Genomic DNA, 14,734 nt, shown 5'->3' on the forward strand with positions numbered 1-14,734 from the left:
TGCTTATAAAAAGGGGGAAAAGGAAGATGGAAAAAGAAAGGAAAACATTTTCTTTTGGATTACGTACACAACTTATGCTATTCACTACAGTTTTAGCTTTCATTACATATTCAACAAGTATCTTTTTTATTTACGTGATATACGATTATTTTCAAAGTTATGTAAGTCAAACTGTATATAATATTATCGTTATGTTATTAGGGGTAGTATGGTCTGGAATTTTAGCATATGGAGCAGCCGTATTTTTAATTAAACCGCTTCGCAAGTTAGAAGAGGCGGCAAGAAAAGCAGCTGAGGGTGATATTCGTGAAGATGTTCCATTACCGAAGACAGATGATGAAATCAAATCTTTAAGTGTTGCATTTAATATGATGTTAGGAAACTTAAGGGGCATGGTAAAAAATATTGATACAACATTTTCGTATACAAATAATCAAGTACAGCAGATTAGAAAACAAACAGGCGAAGCAACGAGACAAGCGCAAGGTGTATCTGAGACACTTGCAGAGATTTCTTCAGGTGCTGAGCAATCAGCGGCATCAATTCAAGCAATTGTTTCTGCTGTTGATACAACGACTTCTATTGCAAGTGAAGTAGAAGAAAAAGCGAAGCAGTCTGATACATTGTCTTCAGAAATGGTTGAAGCTTTAGGGCATAGTACTCGTGTCTTTACGTCTTTAATTCAAGGTATTCAAACATTGGCAAAAGAAAATGAAGATTCAATGCAAAATGTACAGAAGTTAGAAGAACGAATGAAACAAGTAGAACATATTGTGTCTGTTGTGAGTGCGATTGCTAGCCAAACGAATTTATTAGCACTAAATGCTTCTATTGAGGCAGCTCGCGCAGGAGAGCATGGAAGAGGCTTTGCGGTTGTTGCGGAAGAAGTACGGAAACTTGCAGATGAAAGTGATCATTCTGCAAGAAACATATCGCAGTTATTACGGAATATGCAAGATGAAGTACAACAAGTTGCAATGAAAATGACAGAACAAGTGAAAATAGCTAAAGAAGAGGCGAAACGTGGGGAAGCTACGGAATTAATTTTAAAAGAAATGTCATCAAGTGTTATGGAAGTAGCCGATGCAACTCAGCAAATTAGTAGTTATATGAATGAACAAGTGAGCCACATTCATCAAACAGGAGCACAAACAAAAGCTGTAGCAGCAATTGCTGAAGAAACGTCAGCTGGTTCGCAAGAAGTGGCGCGTGTAACGCTACAACAGTCTAAAAATATGATAGTAATCGATCAATTATTAAAGGATTTAGAGAAGCAAGCAACTGATTTGAAACAAACAATTGAACGATTTTCAATGTAAAAGGAAGAACAGAATGCTGTTCTTCTCTTTTTTATTTAGTTTGATTTAATATTTACAGTTAAACTATGAACGTTTCCGCAACATTCTTTTCTCTCCCTTTCGGATGAAAATTATAGCGAGCTATAATATTAAAAGGGGTGTCTTTTATGAAAAAAGAAAAAAGACAACGGTTAATTAAACAATTTGTAAAGGAGTATGAAATAGATAAGCAAGAAAGATTAGTAGAATTGTTAGCAAAAAAAGATGTATTAGTAACACAAGCTACGGTTTCTCGCGACATTCGTGAGTTAAACTTAACGAAGGTACCTTCTCAAGAAGGATTAATGATATATAAAGTTTTCTCAGAAGAGCATTTACAAACTGATATAAAGTTAAAGAAAAAATTACGAGAAGTTGTTGTGAAAATTGATTGTGTAGATCAATTAATGGTTATTAAAACATTACCTGGTAATGCACATGTTATTGGTGTTTTATTTGATGAGTTAGATTGGAAAGAAAAAATAGGATGTATATGTGGAAATGATACATGCCTTATAATTTCACAGTCGAAATCAGATAGGGAGATTATAGAAGAAAGATTAAATTTAATTATTTAGATGCAAAAATCCTGTTTTTAATAAAATTAAAAACAGGATTTTTGTTTAAATACGGAAGTTAAATATTCAACATATATGCGTAATATATGTGTTTTTTATTGAAAAAGCGAGAGAGTTTGTTATAAAAATACAAATTCGTATGATTTTAAAAAAATAACTTGTTTAATATTTCACAATGATAATGTGGATGCTTTCACAAAGATAAAAGTGCAGAGCATTTATTATGTACTTGTAAGACATCAAACATATTTAAAAGGAGGTACAACAAATGAAACATCCGATACATGTTACTTCAGAAATTGGGGAATTACAAACGGTTTTATTAAAACGACCGGGTAAAGAAGTGGAAAACTTGACGCCAGATTATTTGCAGCAATTATTATTTGACGATATTCCATACTTACCAATTATTCAAAAAGAGCATGATTATTTTGCACAAACGTTACGCAATCGGGGTGTTGAAGTTCTTTATTTAGAAAAACTAGCCGCTGAGGCGTTAGTAGATAAAAAACTTCGAGAAGAATTTGTTGATCGTATTTTAAAAGAAGGACAGGCTGACGTAAATGTTGCACATCAAACTTTAAAAGAATATTTACTTTCCTTTTCAAATGAAGAATTAATTCAAAAAATTATGGGCGGTGTACGGAAAAACGAAATTGAAACAAGTAAGAAGACACATTTATATGAATTAATGGAAGATCATTATCCGTTTTACTTAGATCCAATGCCTAATTTATATTTTACTCGTGATCCAGCAGCTAGCGTGGGCGATGGCTTAACGATAAATAAGATGAGAGAACCAGCGCGTAGACGTGAATCATTATTCATGGAGTACATCATTAAATATCACCCAAGATTTGCAAAACATAATGTACCAATCTGGTTAGATCGTGATTATAAATTTCCAATTGAAGGTGGCGACGAGCTAATTTTAAATGAAGAAACAATTGCGATTGGAGTGTCTGCTCGTACTTCAGCTAAAGCAATTGAACGTTTAGCTAAAAATCTCTTTAGCCGACAAAATAAAATTAAGAAAGTGTTAGCGATAGAAATTCCAAAATGCCGAGCATTTATGCATTTAGATACAGTATTTACAATGGTTGATTATGACAAGTTTACAATTCATCCAGCCATTCAAGGGCCAAAAGGGAATATGAATATTTATATTTTAGAAAAAGGATCAGATGAGGAAACTCTTAAAATTACACATCGTACTTCTTTAATGGAAGCATTAAAAGAGGTATTAGGCTTAAGTGAATTAGTTCTTATTCCATGTGGAGGAGGAGATGTAATTGCTTCTGCTCGTGAGCAATGGAATGATGGCTCGAACACATTAGCAATCGCACCAGGTGTAGTTGTTACATATGATCGCAACTATGTATCCAATACGTTATTACGGGAGCACGGTATAGAAGTAATTGAAGTGCTAAGTTCGGAATTATCTCGTGGTCGTGGGGGTCCACGTTGCATGAGTATGCCAATTGTTCGTAAAGATATTTAGTATAAATAACGGAGAAAGTAGGGATGAAGTATGTTAATGACTAGACCAAATTTAAAAGGAAGAAGCTTTCTAGCAGAAAAAGATTTTACACAAGAAGAATTGTTATATTTTCTAGATTTGGCAGCAGAATTAAAAGAGAAAAAGAAAAATGGTATCCCGCATCATTATTTAGAAGATAAGAATGTAGCGCTCTTATTTGAAAAAACCTCCACTCGTACGCGCTGTGCATTTACAGTAGCATGTACAGATTTAGGGGCGAATCCTGAATATTTAGGGAAAGGTGATATTCAGCTTGGGAAAAAAGAATCCGTAGAGGATACAGCAAAAGTGTTAGGGCGTATGTTTGACGGAATTGAGTTTCGTGGATTTAATCATGAGACTGTAGAATCTTTAGCACAAAATTCTGGTGTGCCAGTTTGGAATGGATTAACAGACATGTGGCATCCAACACAAACACTAGCAGATTTATTAACAATTAGAGAACATGTAGGGAAGTTGAAAAATGTGAAGCTCGTTTACGTTGGAGATGGACGAAATAATGTTGCTAATAGCTTACTAGTTGGTGGAGCAATCGTTGGAATGGATGTACGTATTTGCACACCAGAATCTTTATGGCCTGCACAAGAAGTAATTGATTTAGCAAAAAAATATAATGAACAGGTAATGATAACAAGTAATGTGGAAGAAGCTGTTGCGAATGCAGATGTAATTTATACAGATGTATGGGTGTCTATGGGGGAAGAAGAAAAATTTGCTGAACGTGTCGAGTTATTGAGACCTTATCAAGTAAATATGAAAATGATTAAAGAAACAGGGAATGAAAACGTGATTTTCTTACATTGTTTACCTGCATTTCATGATGTTGAAACGATGTATGGCGAAGAAGTTTACGAGAAATATGGGTTGAAAGAAATGGAGGTAACTGACGAAGTATTCCGCAGTAAACATTCAAAAGTATTTGATCAAGCTGAAAATAGAATGCATACAATTAAAGCGGTTATGGCAGCTACTTTAGGAAACATGGAGTAAAGAAGAAAGGGAGTCTTCCTTTCTTCTTTCTCCTCCTTTAGACACTATCATTCACTATTGCTTTTGTATTGTTATTACAATTAAAGAGAGGTGAGTGGAATGGGTGAAGATAAGAAATTAGGGTTGTTTACACTAACGGCTCTTGTAGTTGGGTCTATGATTGGCGGTGGAGCCTTTAATTTAGCGAGTGATATGGCAAAAGGTGCTGGTGCTGGAGCCATTATTATTGGCTGGGTTATAACAGGAATTGGAATGATTGCACTTGGATTATCTTTTCAAAATCTAACTGTAAAACGGCCAGATTTAGATGGTGGTATTTTTAGCTATGCAAAAGCAGGATTTGGTAATTTTATGGGATTTAATAGTGCGTGGGGATACTGGCTATCTGCTTGGCTTGGGAATGTAGCTTACGGTACATTATTATTTTCTTCATTAGGATATTTCTTCCCGATCTTTGAAGGCGGTCAAAATGTAGAATCCATTATTGGTGCAAGCGTATTATTGTGGTGTGTTCACATGTTAATTTTACGTGGAGTTCAATCAGCAGCACTTGTGAATTTAGTAACTACAATCGCAAAATTAGTACCTGTATTTGTATTTATTGTCATAGGAATCTTCGCGTTTCATATTGATACATTCTTAGATGGATTTTGGGGGCAAACTGGTTCTTTTTCATGGGGAGCAGTTGGCAGCCAAGTTAAAAGTACAATGCTTGTAACTCTATGGGTATTTATTGGGGTAGAAGGGGCTGTTGTTTTATCCAGTCGAGCAAAAAATAGAAGTGATGTAGGGAAAGCAACGGTTATTGGTTTAATTGGTACACTCATCATTTACATTTTAATCACATTATTGTCTCTTGGACTTATGCAGCAAGCAGACATTGCAGGTTTGAAAAATCCGGCTATGGCTTATTTATTTGAAAGTGTTGTTGGAAAATGGGGTGCTATCTTTATTAATTTAGGTTTAGTCATCTCTGTATTAGGTGCTTGGTTAGGTTGGACTTTGCTCGCTTCTGAAATTCCATATTTAGCGGCTAAAGATGGAGTATTTCCAAAATGGTTCGCAAAAGAAAATAAAAATAAGGCTCCAGTAAATTCATTATGGATAACAAATGGTTTAATACAAATATTCTTGTTAACATTCGTCGTTTCTGATCAGGCGTATAACTTTGCATTCTCTTTAGCATCTTCAGCTATTTTAATCCCATATGCTTTTTCAGCATTTTATCAACTGAAGCATAGCTTAAAGTCTGAAGAAGCAGATCGAAATAAAAATATAATAATTGGCTTGATCGCAAGTATTTATGGCATGTGGTTAGTTTATGCAGCCGGTTTAGAGTATTTATTATTAACAATGACTTTATATGCGCCAGGTATTTTTATTTTTTACAATGTTCAAAAGCAAAAGAGTTCGAAGCAAATATTTACTCGAGTGGAATTAGCATCATCCGTAGCAATTGGTGCTTTAGCATTCTTTGCGATTTATGGATTAATTACAGGCAGTATTACTTTATAAAGCGCTGTGAAAGCGAAATCAACTGGAGGGCTGGAATATGGTACGAAGAAAAATTGTAGTTGCACTAGGGGGAAATGCGATACAGTCTGGAGAAGCTACTGCGGGAGCGCAGCAAGAAGCGTTGGAAAAAACGGCGGAACAACTTGTGAAAATAATGGAAAATGATGTGGATATAGTAATTGCGCATGGAAATGGCCCACAAGTGGGGAATATTTTATTACAGCAAAAAGCTGCAGAAACGGAAAAGACACCTGCAATGCCATTAGATACTTGTGGGGCAATGAGCCAAGGGATGATTGGATATTGGATGGAAAATGCGATTGAAAAGGCATTGAAAAAACGGAATATAAACAAAGATGTAGCAACGGTTATAACACGTGTTGTTGTGGATAAAAAAGATGAGGCATTTAAAAATCCAACTAAACCAATTGGTCCTTTTTATACAGAAGAAGAGGCCAGAAGATTAATGGATGAAACAAAAGCAGTGTTTAAAGAAGATGCTGGTAGAGGATGGAGACGTGTTGTTCCATCACCGAAGCCTGTAAGTATTCATGAACATAAAGTGATTAATTCTTTGGTCGAAGATGGAAACATAGTGATAGCTGTGGGCGGAGGTGGAATTCCAGTAATTGATTCTGAAGAAGGGTTAAAAGGAACTGAAGCGGTTATCGATAAAGATTTCGCTGCGCAGAAATTAGCAGAATTAGTAGATGCCGATACGCTCGTTATTTTAACTGCAGTTGATCATGTGTATGTAAATTATAATCAACCGAATCAAAAAAAATTAGAGCATGTCACAGTGAATCAATTAGAAGAATATATTGAAGAACAACAATTTGCTGCGGGAAGCATGCTTCCAAAAATTGAAGCTGCTATTAATTTTGTTAATACAAATCCAAAAAGAAAAACAATTATTACGTCTTTAGAAAAAGTATATGAAGCACTAGAAGAAAAAGCCGGTACTATTATTTCAAAACAGAATGTATGCATGTGTATTTAAAATTATTATGTACGCTACTTAGTATTAAAAAAGAATGGAGTTAGTAACTCCATTCTTTTTATTTATTAATATTTTTTGTATTCATTGTTCATAAAGTTTTCATGATGAAATCTGAATATACAAGTTAATTATGATAAAATTCAAATTGAATACGCTTTCTTGATTTTTCGCTCCAACATACAGCAAGAGAGAGGGAATTTTATGAATAGACGGAACGTAGTGAAAGACTTAAAGCAGTTCGAATTATTTGCTCATTTAACAGAAAAAAAATTGAAAGGCTTAACAGAGTTTGTTTATTGGCGAACTTATAAAAAAGGTCAATTTTTATTTTTAGAAGGGGATTCAAGGGAAAGAATTTACTTCATGTTAGATGGTTTTGTAAAGTTAGAGCGGGTTAATCAAAATGGGAACTTATTATACGATGACTATGTAAAGCGGTATTCTATTTTTCCTTATGGTGGTATGTTTACAGACAGAGGATATAACTATACAGCAGAAGCAATGACGGATGTGGAGGTATATTATATTCCAACGGTAATCTTTGAAGATATGGTAAAATCCAGCAGAACGCAATTGATGTACGTTGTTCAGCAATTATCATCTATATTAAAATTGAATGAAAATCGAGTGCAAAATATTACAATTCCTAATGCACAAGATCGTGTTATCCAAACGTTAAATTATTTAATGCAGGATTTAGGAGAACAGAGTGGGGAAAAGATTGTAATTTCATGCCCACTTACAACAATTGAAATATCCAAAATATCTGGAACATCTCGAGAGACAGTTAGCAGCGTATTAAAACAATTAAAAAATGATAGCATTGTTACAATTTTAGATAAAAAAATTACAATACACAATCCAACATATTTTGAAGAAATCTCAATGTGAAAATTGTATATTGATTTTTTAATTCATAATGTATATTAATAAGGTTCTTTATATATTTATAAGGAACTTTTTTACGTTATCCTCTATAAAAAGATTGTATAGTATGGTAATAATAGCTAAAATCGATAATAAAAAACAAAGTGAAGGGGAGAAAGAATGATTCGTATTGAGTATGATCGATTAGTAGCTATTTTTTACAGTATAGGGGTTTTGTTATTATTAAAAATTCCAAATGATAATGAATTAATTGGGGAAAAACTATTCAATGTCTATAAGGTTCCAATACATACGTATGTTTATATGGATTATAAAGTCTCAAATATATTGATTGTTTCTTTCATACTACATGTAATTGCATTTATAATATTTTTAAAATGGCTAGGAAAAAAGGAGTCTAGTACATTTAGAAAAATGAATAAGATAAAAGTAGTAGGCATTAGTATTTTGATTGTAATGATGCCGTTTATTTTAAATAACATCATCCAGACATTAAATAAAACATGGTACTACGCAGGAAAAACAGGGGTAGAAGCAATAGAATATAAAAAAGAAGATAGCCAGTGTAGAATGGAGAAAAATGGAGATAATATCGAACCGAAGTGCATTGTTACTTTAAAAAATTATCGTAATCATTCACAAGCATTAAAAGTTGTTTTATATGATAATGCAAACGAGAATTCAAAAAGTTATTCAGTACCGAAACCAGTCTATTTACAAAAACACGAGACAAAACAATTCGAATTTCAAGTTCCTGTTTCTTATAATAATGGTATTGAAAAAGATAAAGTACCAGATATTAAATTACATTTATTGCATGAAAATGATACGAAGTACAATTAATCTGTAAGTAAAAGTTTATGAGTAGGAGCAATAATTTGAAACGATATAGAAAATCAACTTGAATCATCCAACATACTGCAAGGTAACGGTATATTGGATGATTTTTTTATGTTATCCCCTTGTTTCACGTATGAAAAGGAGGAATACTTTGTTGGAAATGAAAAACATCACAAGGATCATACATGGTTTTTACTTTACGCAATCTGTGAAAGTTAGAGCCATAATAACTAGTTTGCCAATTTTTAATGTCGATATCGGGCCAGTTCACATAGTCACCTAGTGTATAAGGATCTAAGCTTTCTCGTAAATCTTTAACCCAGCGTATATTTTGATTTTCTTCATCATCGCATTTCCAAGAGGTAATGTATTCTTGAGCAATAATTGCTTTACGATGAAAATAAGCCGTTTCATTCGGCGAAATATTTTCAACAGCACCTATGAGCGATTGATGCCAAATACTAGCATCTTTATTTGGTACATGAGAAAGAAAGTATTGCATGATTTGAATGCCTTTAAGGGGAATAGGTTTATAGACATAGGAACCAGAGCGCTTGAAATTTTCAGGGATGTTACCGCCATTAAAAAATTCGACAGCCTTTATATAAGGAACTTCTTCTATAAAGAGAGAGGGGCTACCAGTTTCAAGAAGAGGGGATAATAGGGAATGGAGTTCAGAGGGAGAACCGACAAACTCGCCTTGTGCTTCAATTTTATTTCGTTGCTTGGCGAATAATTCGATCGATGAAGTGAGACGTTCATCTATATAAGGTGCCCAGTTTTGCCACGCTTGAAATGCAGCAATAAAGTCTTCCCATTCCCATGTAATTGAGAAAATTGATACATTTTTTATCGGGTGGACTCGAAAAGTTAAGGAAGTGATAATTCCGAAGTTTCCACCACCGCCACCACGGCATGCCCAAAAAAGGTTAGAGTTTTCTTGTTCATTTGCACGAATGAGTTTTGCACCAAATTTTCCACACGCTTGTACCATTTCCACTTCCATTAATTGATCACATGTTAATCCAAATAAGCGCGAAAGCATACCAATACCACCGCCAAGTGCTAATCCAACAATTCCAACGCTTGCACTTGTACCAGCAGGAATTGTAACACCGTAATTCCAAAGTTCTTTATAAACAGTGCCAAGATTTGCACCAGCCTCAATTGTTGCTGTTAATTTCTCTGTATTAACAGTAATGCGATGCATTTCACTCACATCAATAATAAGTCCTCTATTTAAAAGAGAAAAATTTTCATAGCTATGACGTCCACTTCTTAACCGAAATGGTATATGACGTTCACGTGCCCATTTTAAGGCGTTACAGATATCCTTGTTATTTTGACAAAAAACAATAATACAAGGGAGTTTTGGAATACTTAAATTTAAATTCATTCGGGCTACATTGTAGTCAGGATCTGTGGGAACAACGATACGACCTGTTAATTTTGTTTGCTTCAATTTCTTACTCCTTTCCAAAATAATCAGAGCTTTTTATTAATATATGAAAAATGTCTGTAATACGCGTGGACAAGGAGAGGTGGAGAATGAGATTTACCTTTGTGAGAAATAAATAAAGCATAAGAATAAAGAATCTACATAGAGTTCAATGAAAACAGTTGCAAACTGTTCATATTTTGTTATGATAGTGTTACGAAAACGTTTGCATAAAATTCTGATGGGATGCAAAAGGAGAGAAGGACTATGAATAAGACATGGTGGAAAGAAGCAGTTGCTTATCAAATTTATCCACGAAGCTTTATGGATTCAAATGGTGATGGTATTGGAGATTTACAAGGTATTATTGCAAAACTGGATTATTTAAAAGATTTAGGTATAGATGTAATTTGGATTTGTCCAATGTATAAGTCACCTAATGATGATAATGGTTATGATATTAGTGATTATCAAGATATTATGGATGAGTTTGGTACAATGGCAGACTTTGATGCTTTACTAGATGAAGTTCATAAGCGTGATATGAAGCTTATTATTGATTTAGTTATTAATCATACGAGTGATGAACATCCATGGTTTATTGAATCACGTTCATCTAAAGATAATCCGAAGCGTGATTGGTATATTTGGCATGATGGTAAAGATGGTGCGGAGCCAAACAACTGGGAAAGTATTTTTAATGGTTCGGCATGGGAATATGATGAAGAAACAGAACAATATTATTTACATCTATTCTCACGTAAACAACCAGATTTGAACTGGGAGAATAAAGAAGTTCGCGAAGTACTATATGATACGGTTAATTGGTGGCTTGATAAAGGTATTGATGGTTTCCGCGTTGATGCGATCAGTCATATTAAAAAAGAAGAAGGCCTTAAGGATATGCCAAATCCAAAAGAGTTAAAATATGTGCCATCTTTTGATAAACATATGAATGTGAAAGGTATTCAACCTTTATTAGAAGAGCTAAAAGAAAATACATTCTCTAAGTACGATATTATGACTGTTGGTGAAGCAAATGGCGTTAAGATTGAAGATGCTGAGCTTTGGGTTGGAGAAGAGCAAGGTAAGTTCAATATGGTATTCCAGTTTGAACATTTAAGTTTATGGGATGCAGAGAAGAAGAAAGACCTTGATGTTGTAGGATTGAAAAAAGTATTAACGAAATGGCAAAAAGGATTAGAGAATAAAGGATGGAACGCTTTATATATTGAAAATCACGATAAACCACGTATCGTTTCAACATGGGGAGATGATAAACAATATTGGCGTGAAAGTGCAACAGCTCTAGGAGCGATGTATTTCTTTATGCACGGTACACCGTTTATTTATCAAGGACAAGAAATTGGTATGACAAATGTTCAGTTACCAAATATTGAAGATTACGATGATGTAGCAATTAAAAATTTATATCGCGAGAAAATTGCAGAGGGCGTACCACATCAAGATATGATGGAGATTATATGGGCTTCTTGCCGCGATAATTCACGTACACCTATGCAGTGGAATGATGAGATGAATGCTGGTTTCACAACAAGTACACCTTGGTTTAGCATGAATCCAAATTACAAAGAAATTAATGTTGAAAAGCAAAAAAATGAAGAAAAGTCTATTTTCAATTTCTATAAGAAAATGATTGCCCTGAAAAAAGAGCACGATGTACTGAACTATGGTACGTACGATTTACTTTTAGAAGACGATCCACAAATTTATGCATATACACGTACGTTACAGGATGAAAAAGTCATTGTAATTAGTAATATCTCAAAAGAGGAAGCAGTGTATAATGAGGATTTATTTGCACTAGAACGCAAACGTTTGCTTTTAAATAACTATGAAGTTGCGGAACATGAAGAAGTAACAACAATTGCTTTAAAACCTTATGAAACAAGGGTTTATCGCATTTCATAATAAAAAAGGATGCTCTTTGAGCATCTTTTTTTATGAAAAAAAATAAATTTCTATTGCAAAGTGAAAACGCTTTTATTAAAATAGATTTATGAAAACGGTTGCGTAAAGATAAAAATAAAGTAACATAAGGAATCGTTTTCATAAAGGGAACAGAAATTATAATTTAAATCATTATGTTGTTATAAATAAAGGGGAGGAAGAACAGATGAAAATTACGTCTTTTGATTTTTGGCAAAAGTTCGGGAAAGCGTTATTAGTTGTTGTAGCCGTAATGCCAGCAGCTGGTTTAATGATTTCCATCGGTAAGTTAATTGGTATGTCTGCTGGGGATGTTAACGCAGTTCATACAATCGCTCGCGTAATGGAAGACATCGGTTGGGCAATCATTACAAATCTACACATCTTATTCGCAGTAGCAATTGGGGGATCTTGGGCGAAGGATCGTGCAGGTGGTGCATTTGCAGCGCTATTAGCATTCGTCTTAACAAACCGAATTACAGGAGCTATATTTGGCGTAAACGCTCAAATGTTAGCGGATTCAAAAGCGACAGTTTCTTCAGTAATAGCAGGAGATTTACTTGTAAAAGATTACTTTACTTCTGTACTTGGTGCACCAGCATTAAACATGGGAGTTTTCGTGGGGATTATCACAGGTTTCTTAGGAGCTAATCTATATAACAAATATTATAACTATAATAAACTGCCACAGGCATTAGCATTCTTTAATGGAAAACGATTTGTACCATTCGTTGTAATTCTTTGGTCTACAGTTACTGCGATTGTATTATCACTTCTATGGCCATTCATCCAAAGTGGGTTAAATGAATTTGGTCGCTGGATTGCAGCTTCAAAAGATAGTGCACCAGTTGTTGCACCGTTTGTATATGGAACGTTAGAGCGTTTATTATTACCATTTGGTTTACACCATATGTTAACGATTCCGATGAACTATACAGAGCTAGGCGGAACATATACGATGCTAACTGGTTCAAAAGTTGGACAAGTTGTAGCAGGACAAGATCCATTATGGCTTGCATGGATTACAGATTTAAATAATTTATTGGCAAATGGAGATACGAAGGCATATAACGATTTATTAAATAACGTTGTACCAGCTCGTTTCAAAGCTGGACAAGTTATCGGCTCAACAGCAGCGTTAATGGGGATTGCATTTGCGATGTTCCGTAACGTTGATAAAGAAAAGCGTGCAAAATATAAACCAATGTTTTTATCAGCAGCATTAGCAGTATTCTTAACAGGTGTAACAGAACCAATTGAATTCATGTTCATGTTTATTGCTCCAGTATTATATGTTGTATATGCTATTACAACAGGACTTGCATTCGCGTTAGCTGATTTAATTAACTTACGTGTTCATGCATTTGGATTTATTGAGTTAATTACTCGTACACCAATGATGGTTAACGCAGGTTTAACAAGAGACTTAATCAACTTTGTTATTGTTTCATTAGTGTTCTTCGGTCTTAACTTTACACTATTTAATTTCTTAATTAAAAAATTCAACTTACCAACACCAGGGCGTGCAGGTAACTATATTGATAATGAAGATGAGGCATCAGAAGGAACAGGAAATGTACAAGAGGGTTCATTAGCAACAAAAGTTATCGATTTATTAGGTGGAAAAGAAAATATTGCTGACGTAGATGCTTGTATGACACGCTTACGTGTAACAGTAAAAGACTTAGATGTTGTTGCACCAGAAGCACAGTGGAAACAAAATGGTGCTTTAGGGCTTATTGTAAAAGATAAAGGTGTACAAGCAGTATATGGTCCGAAAGCTGACGTATTAAAGTCAGACATTCAAGATATGTTAGGTGCGTAATAATATGAAATTGCTAACTTTAAACTGTCATTCTTGGCAAGAAGAGAATCAAATAGAAAAGATAAAATACCTTGCTAAAGTAATTCAAGAAGAAGAGTACGATGTCATCGCATTGCAAGAAGTAAGTCAGTCCATACAAGCTGAAAATGTATGCGGTAACAAGAAAAAAGATAATTTTGGACTTTTACTATTAGAAGAGTTAAAAGCACTACATGTAAAAGATTACAATATTACTTGGGATTTCTCTCATATTGGTTATGACGTGTACGAAGAAGGATTAGCGATTATAACGAAGCATAATATTATAAAAGAAGATACGTTCTTTATTTCAGAAAACGAGGATACAACGTATTGGAAAACACGTAAAATTGTAAGTACAACAATTGCTTATAATGGTGAAGATATAACGTTTTACTCTTGCCATCTCGGTTGGTGGAATGATGAAGAAGAGTCATTCAAAGGGCAAGTTGATCGTTTGATGGAGCGTGTAGATAGTAATAAGCTCGCCTTCTTAATGGGGGATTTTAATAACAATGCTCGCTTGGAAGGCGAAGGTTATGAGTATATGATGCAAAAAGGGTTGTATGACACATATGAATTAGCAATAGAGAATGATGAAGGAACGACTGTCCAAGGCGAGATTGCTGGTTGGGATGAAAATAAACATAATTTGCGAATCGATCTAATATTGTGTAACCAAAGTAAAAAAGTTCATTCTTCAAAAGTTATTTTTAATGGTACAAACAGAAATGTAATTTCAGATCATTTCGGTGTAGAGGTTCAATTGGATATATAATAGAAGAAATCCTCACAGAGAATAAAAGCTGTGAGGA

Annotated in this window: 11 protein-coding genes and 2 pseudogenes; 12 read left to right on the forward strand and 1 reads right to left on the reverse strand. The window is 34.2% G+C overall.

All coding sequences use genetic code 11. The features are described 5' to 3' along the window. Positions 1-191 precede the first annotated feature (191 nt). The 9 genes and pseudogenes from ACUXVC_RS02090 to ACUXVC_RS02130 form a co-directional block, all read left to right on the forward strand. A pseudogene (locus ACUXVC_RS02090) lies at positions 192-377 on the forward strand (HAMP domain-containing protein); the annotation flags it as partial. A gap of 369 nt (positions 378-746) precedes the next feature. Continuing rightward, positions 747-1,319: pseudogene (locus ACUXVC_RS02095) on the forward strand (methyl-accepting chemotaxis protein); the annotation flags it as partial. Positions 1,320-1,465: 146 nt separating this feature from the next. Beyond that, the gene (argR, locus tag ACUXVC_RS02100; RefSeq protein WP_000711826.1) at positions 1,466-1,915 is read left to right on the forward strand and encodes an arginine repressor; all 450 of its coding nucleotides are present in this window, start codon (positions 1,466-1,468) and stop codon (positions 1,913-1,915) included. A 268-nt stretch (positions 1,916-2,183) separates the two neighbouring features. Beyond that, positions 2,184-3,416 (forward strand): arginine deiminase, encoded by a 1,233-nt coding sequence (arcA, locus tag ACUXVC_RS02105; RefSeq protein ID WP_000682331.1) that lies wholly within the window; start codon positions 2,184-2,186, stop codon positions 3,414-3,416. A gap of 30 nt (positions 3,417-3,446) precedes the next feature. Further along, complete coding sequence (gene argF / locus ACUXVC_RS02110; RefSeq protein ID WP_000930283.1) at positions 3,447-4,445, forward strand: ornithine carbamoyltransferase; 999 nt, start codon at positions 3,447-3,449, stop codon at positions 4,443-4,445. 99 nt (positions 4,446-4,544) lie between these two features. After that, positions 4,545-5,960 (forward strand): arginine-ornithine antiporter, encoded by a 1,416-nt coding sequence (arcD, locus tag ACUXVC_RS02115; RefSeq protein ID WP_095691476.1) that lies wholly within the window; start codon positions 4,545-4,547, stop codon positions 5,958-5,960. 37 nt (positions 5,961-5,997) lie between these two features. Next, the gene (gene arcC, locus ACUXVC_RS02120) at positions 5,998-6,960 is read left to right on the forward strand and encodes a carbamate kinase (protein ID WP_095691475.1); all 963 of its coding nucleotides are present in this window, start codon (positions 5,998-6,000) and stop codon (positions 6,958-6,960) included. A gap of 201 nt (positions 6,961-7,161) precedes the next feature. After that, positions 7,162-7,851 carry a Crp/Fnr family transcriptional regulator gene (locus ACUXVC_RS02125; RefSeq protein ID WP_001081906.1) on the forward strand — a complete coding sequence of 230 codons (690 nt, stop codon included), beginning with the start codon at positions 7,162-7,164 and terminating at the stop codon, positions 7,849-7,851. Between the two features lie 156 nt (positions 7,852-8,007). Then, entirely contained in the window at positions 8,008-8,691 is a 684-nt protein-coding gene (locus tag ACUXVC_RS02130; RefSeq protein WP_095691474.1) for an ABC transporter permease, read from the forward strand. Between the two features lie 124 nt (positions 8,692-8,815). Here the strand turns inward: ACUXVC_RS02130 and ACUXVC_RS02135 are convergent, their stop codons facing one another. Continuing rightward, a complete protein-coding gene (locus ACUXVC_RS02135; RefSeq protein WP_095691473.1) occupies positions 8,816-10,150 on the reverse strand; it encodes an FAD-dependent oxidoreductase in 1,335 nt (444 codons plus the stop codon). Positions 10,151-10,393: 243 nt separating this feature from the next. Here ACUXVC_RS02135 and ACUXVC_RS02140 point away from each other — a divergent pair, with 243 nt between their 5' ends. The 3 genes from ACUXVC_RS02140 to ACUXVC_RS02150 all read left to right on the forward strand — a co-directional run bounded on the left by ACUXVC_RS02140 (position 10,394) and on the right by ACUXVC_RS02150 (position 14,697). Further along, entirely contained in the window at positions 10,394-12,058 is a 1,665-nt protein-coding gene (locus tag ACUXVC_RS02140) for a glycoside hydrolase family 13 protein (protein WP_001044701.1), read from the forward strand. A 205-nt stretch (positions 12,059-12,263) separates the two neighbouring features. Further along, positions 12,264-13,901: a PTS transporter subunit IIBC gene (locus ACUXVC_RS02145; RefSeq protein WP_095691472.1), complete on the forward strand. Its 1,638-nt coding sequence runs from the start codon at positions 12,264-12,266 to the stop codon at positions 13,899-13,901. Positions 13,902-13,905: 4 nt separating this feature from the next. Beyond that, entirely contained in the window at positions 13,906-14,697 is a 792-nt protein-coding gene (locus ACUXVC_RS02150) for an endonuclease/exonuclease/phosphatase family protein (protein ID WP_095691471.1), read from the forward strand. Positions 14,698-14,734 lie beyond the last annotated feature (37 nt).

Source organism: Bacillus sp. N6 (assembly GCF_052805735.1).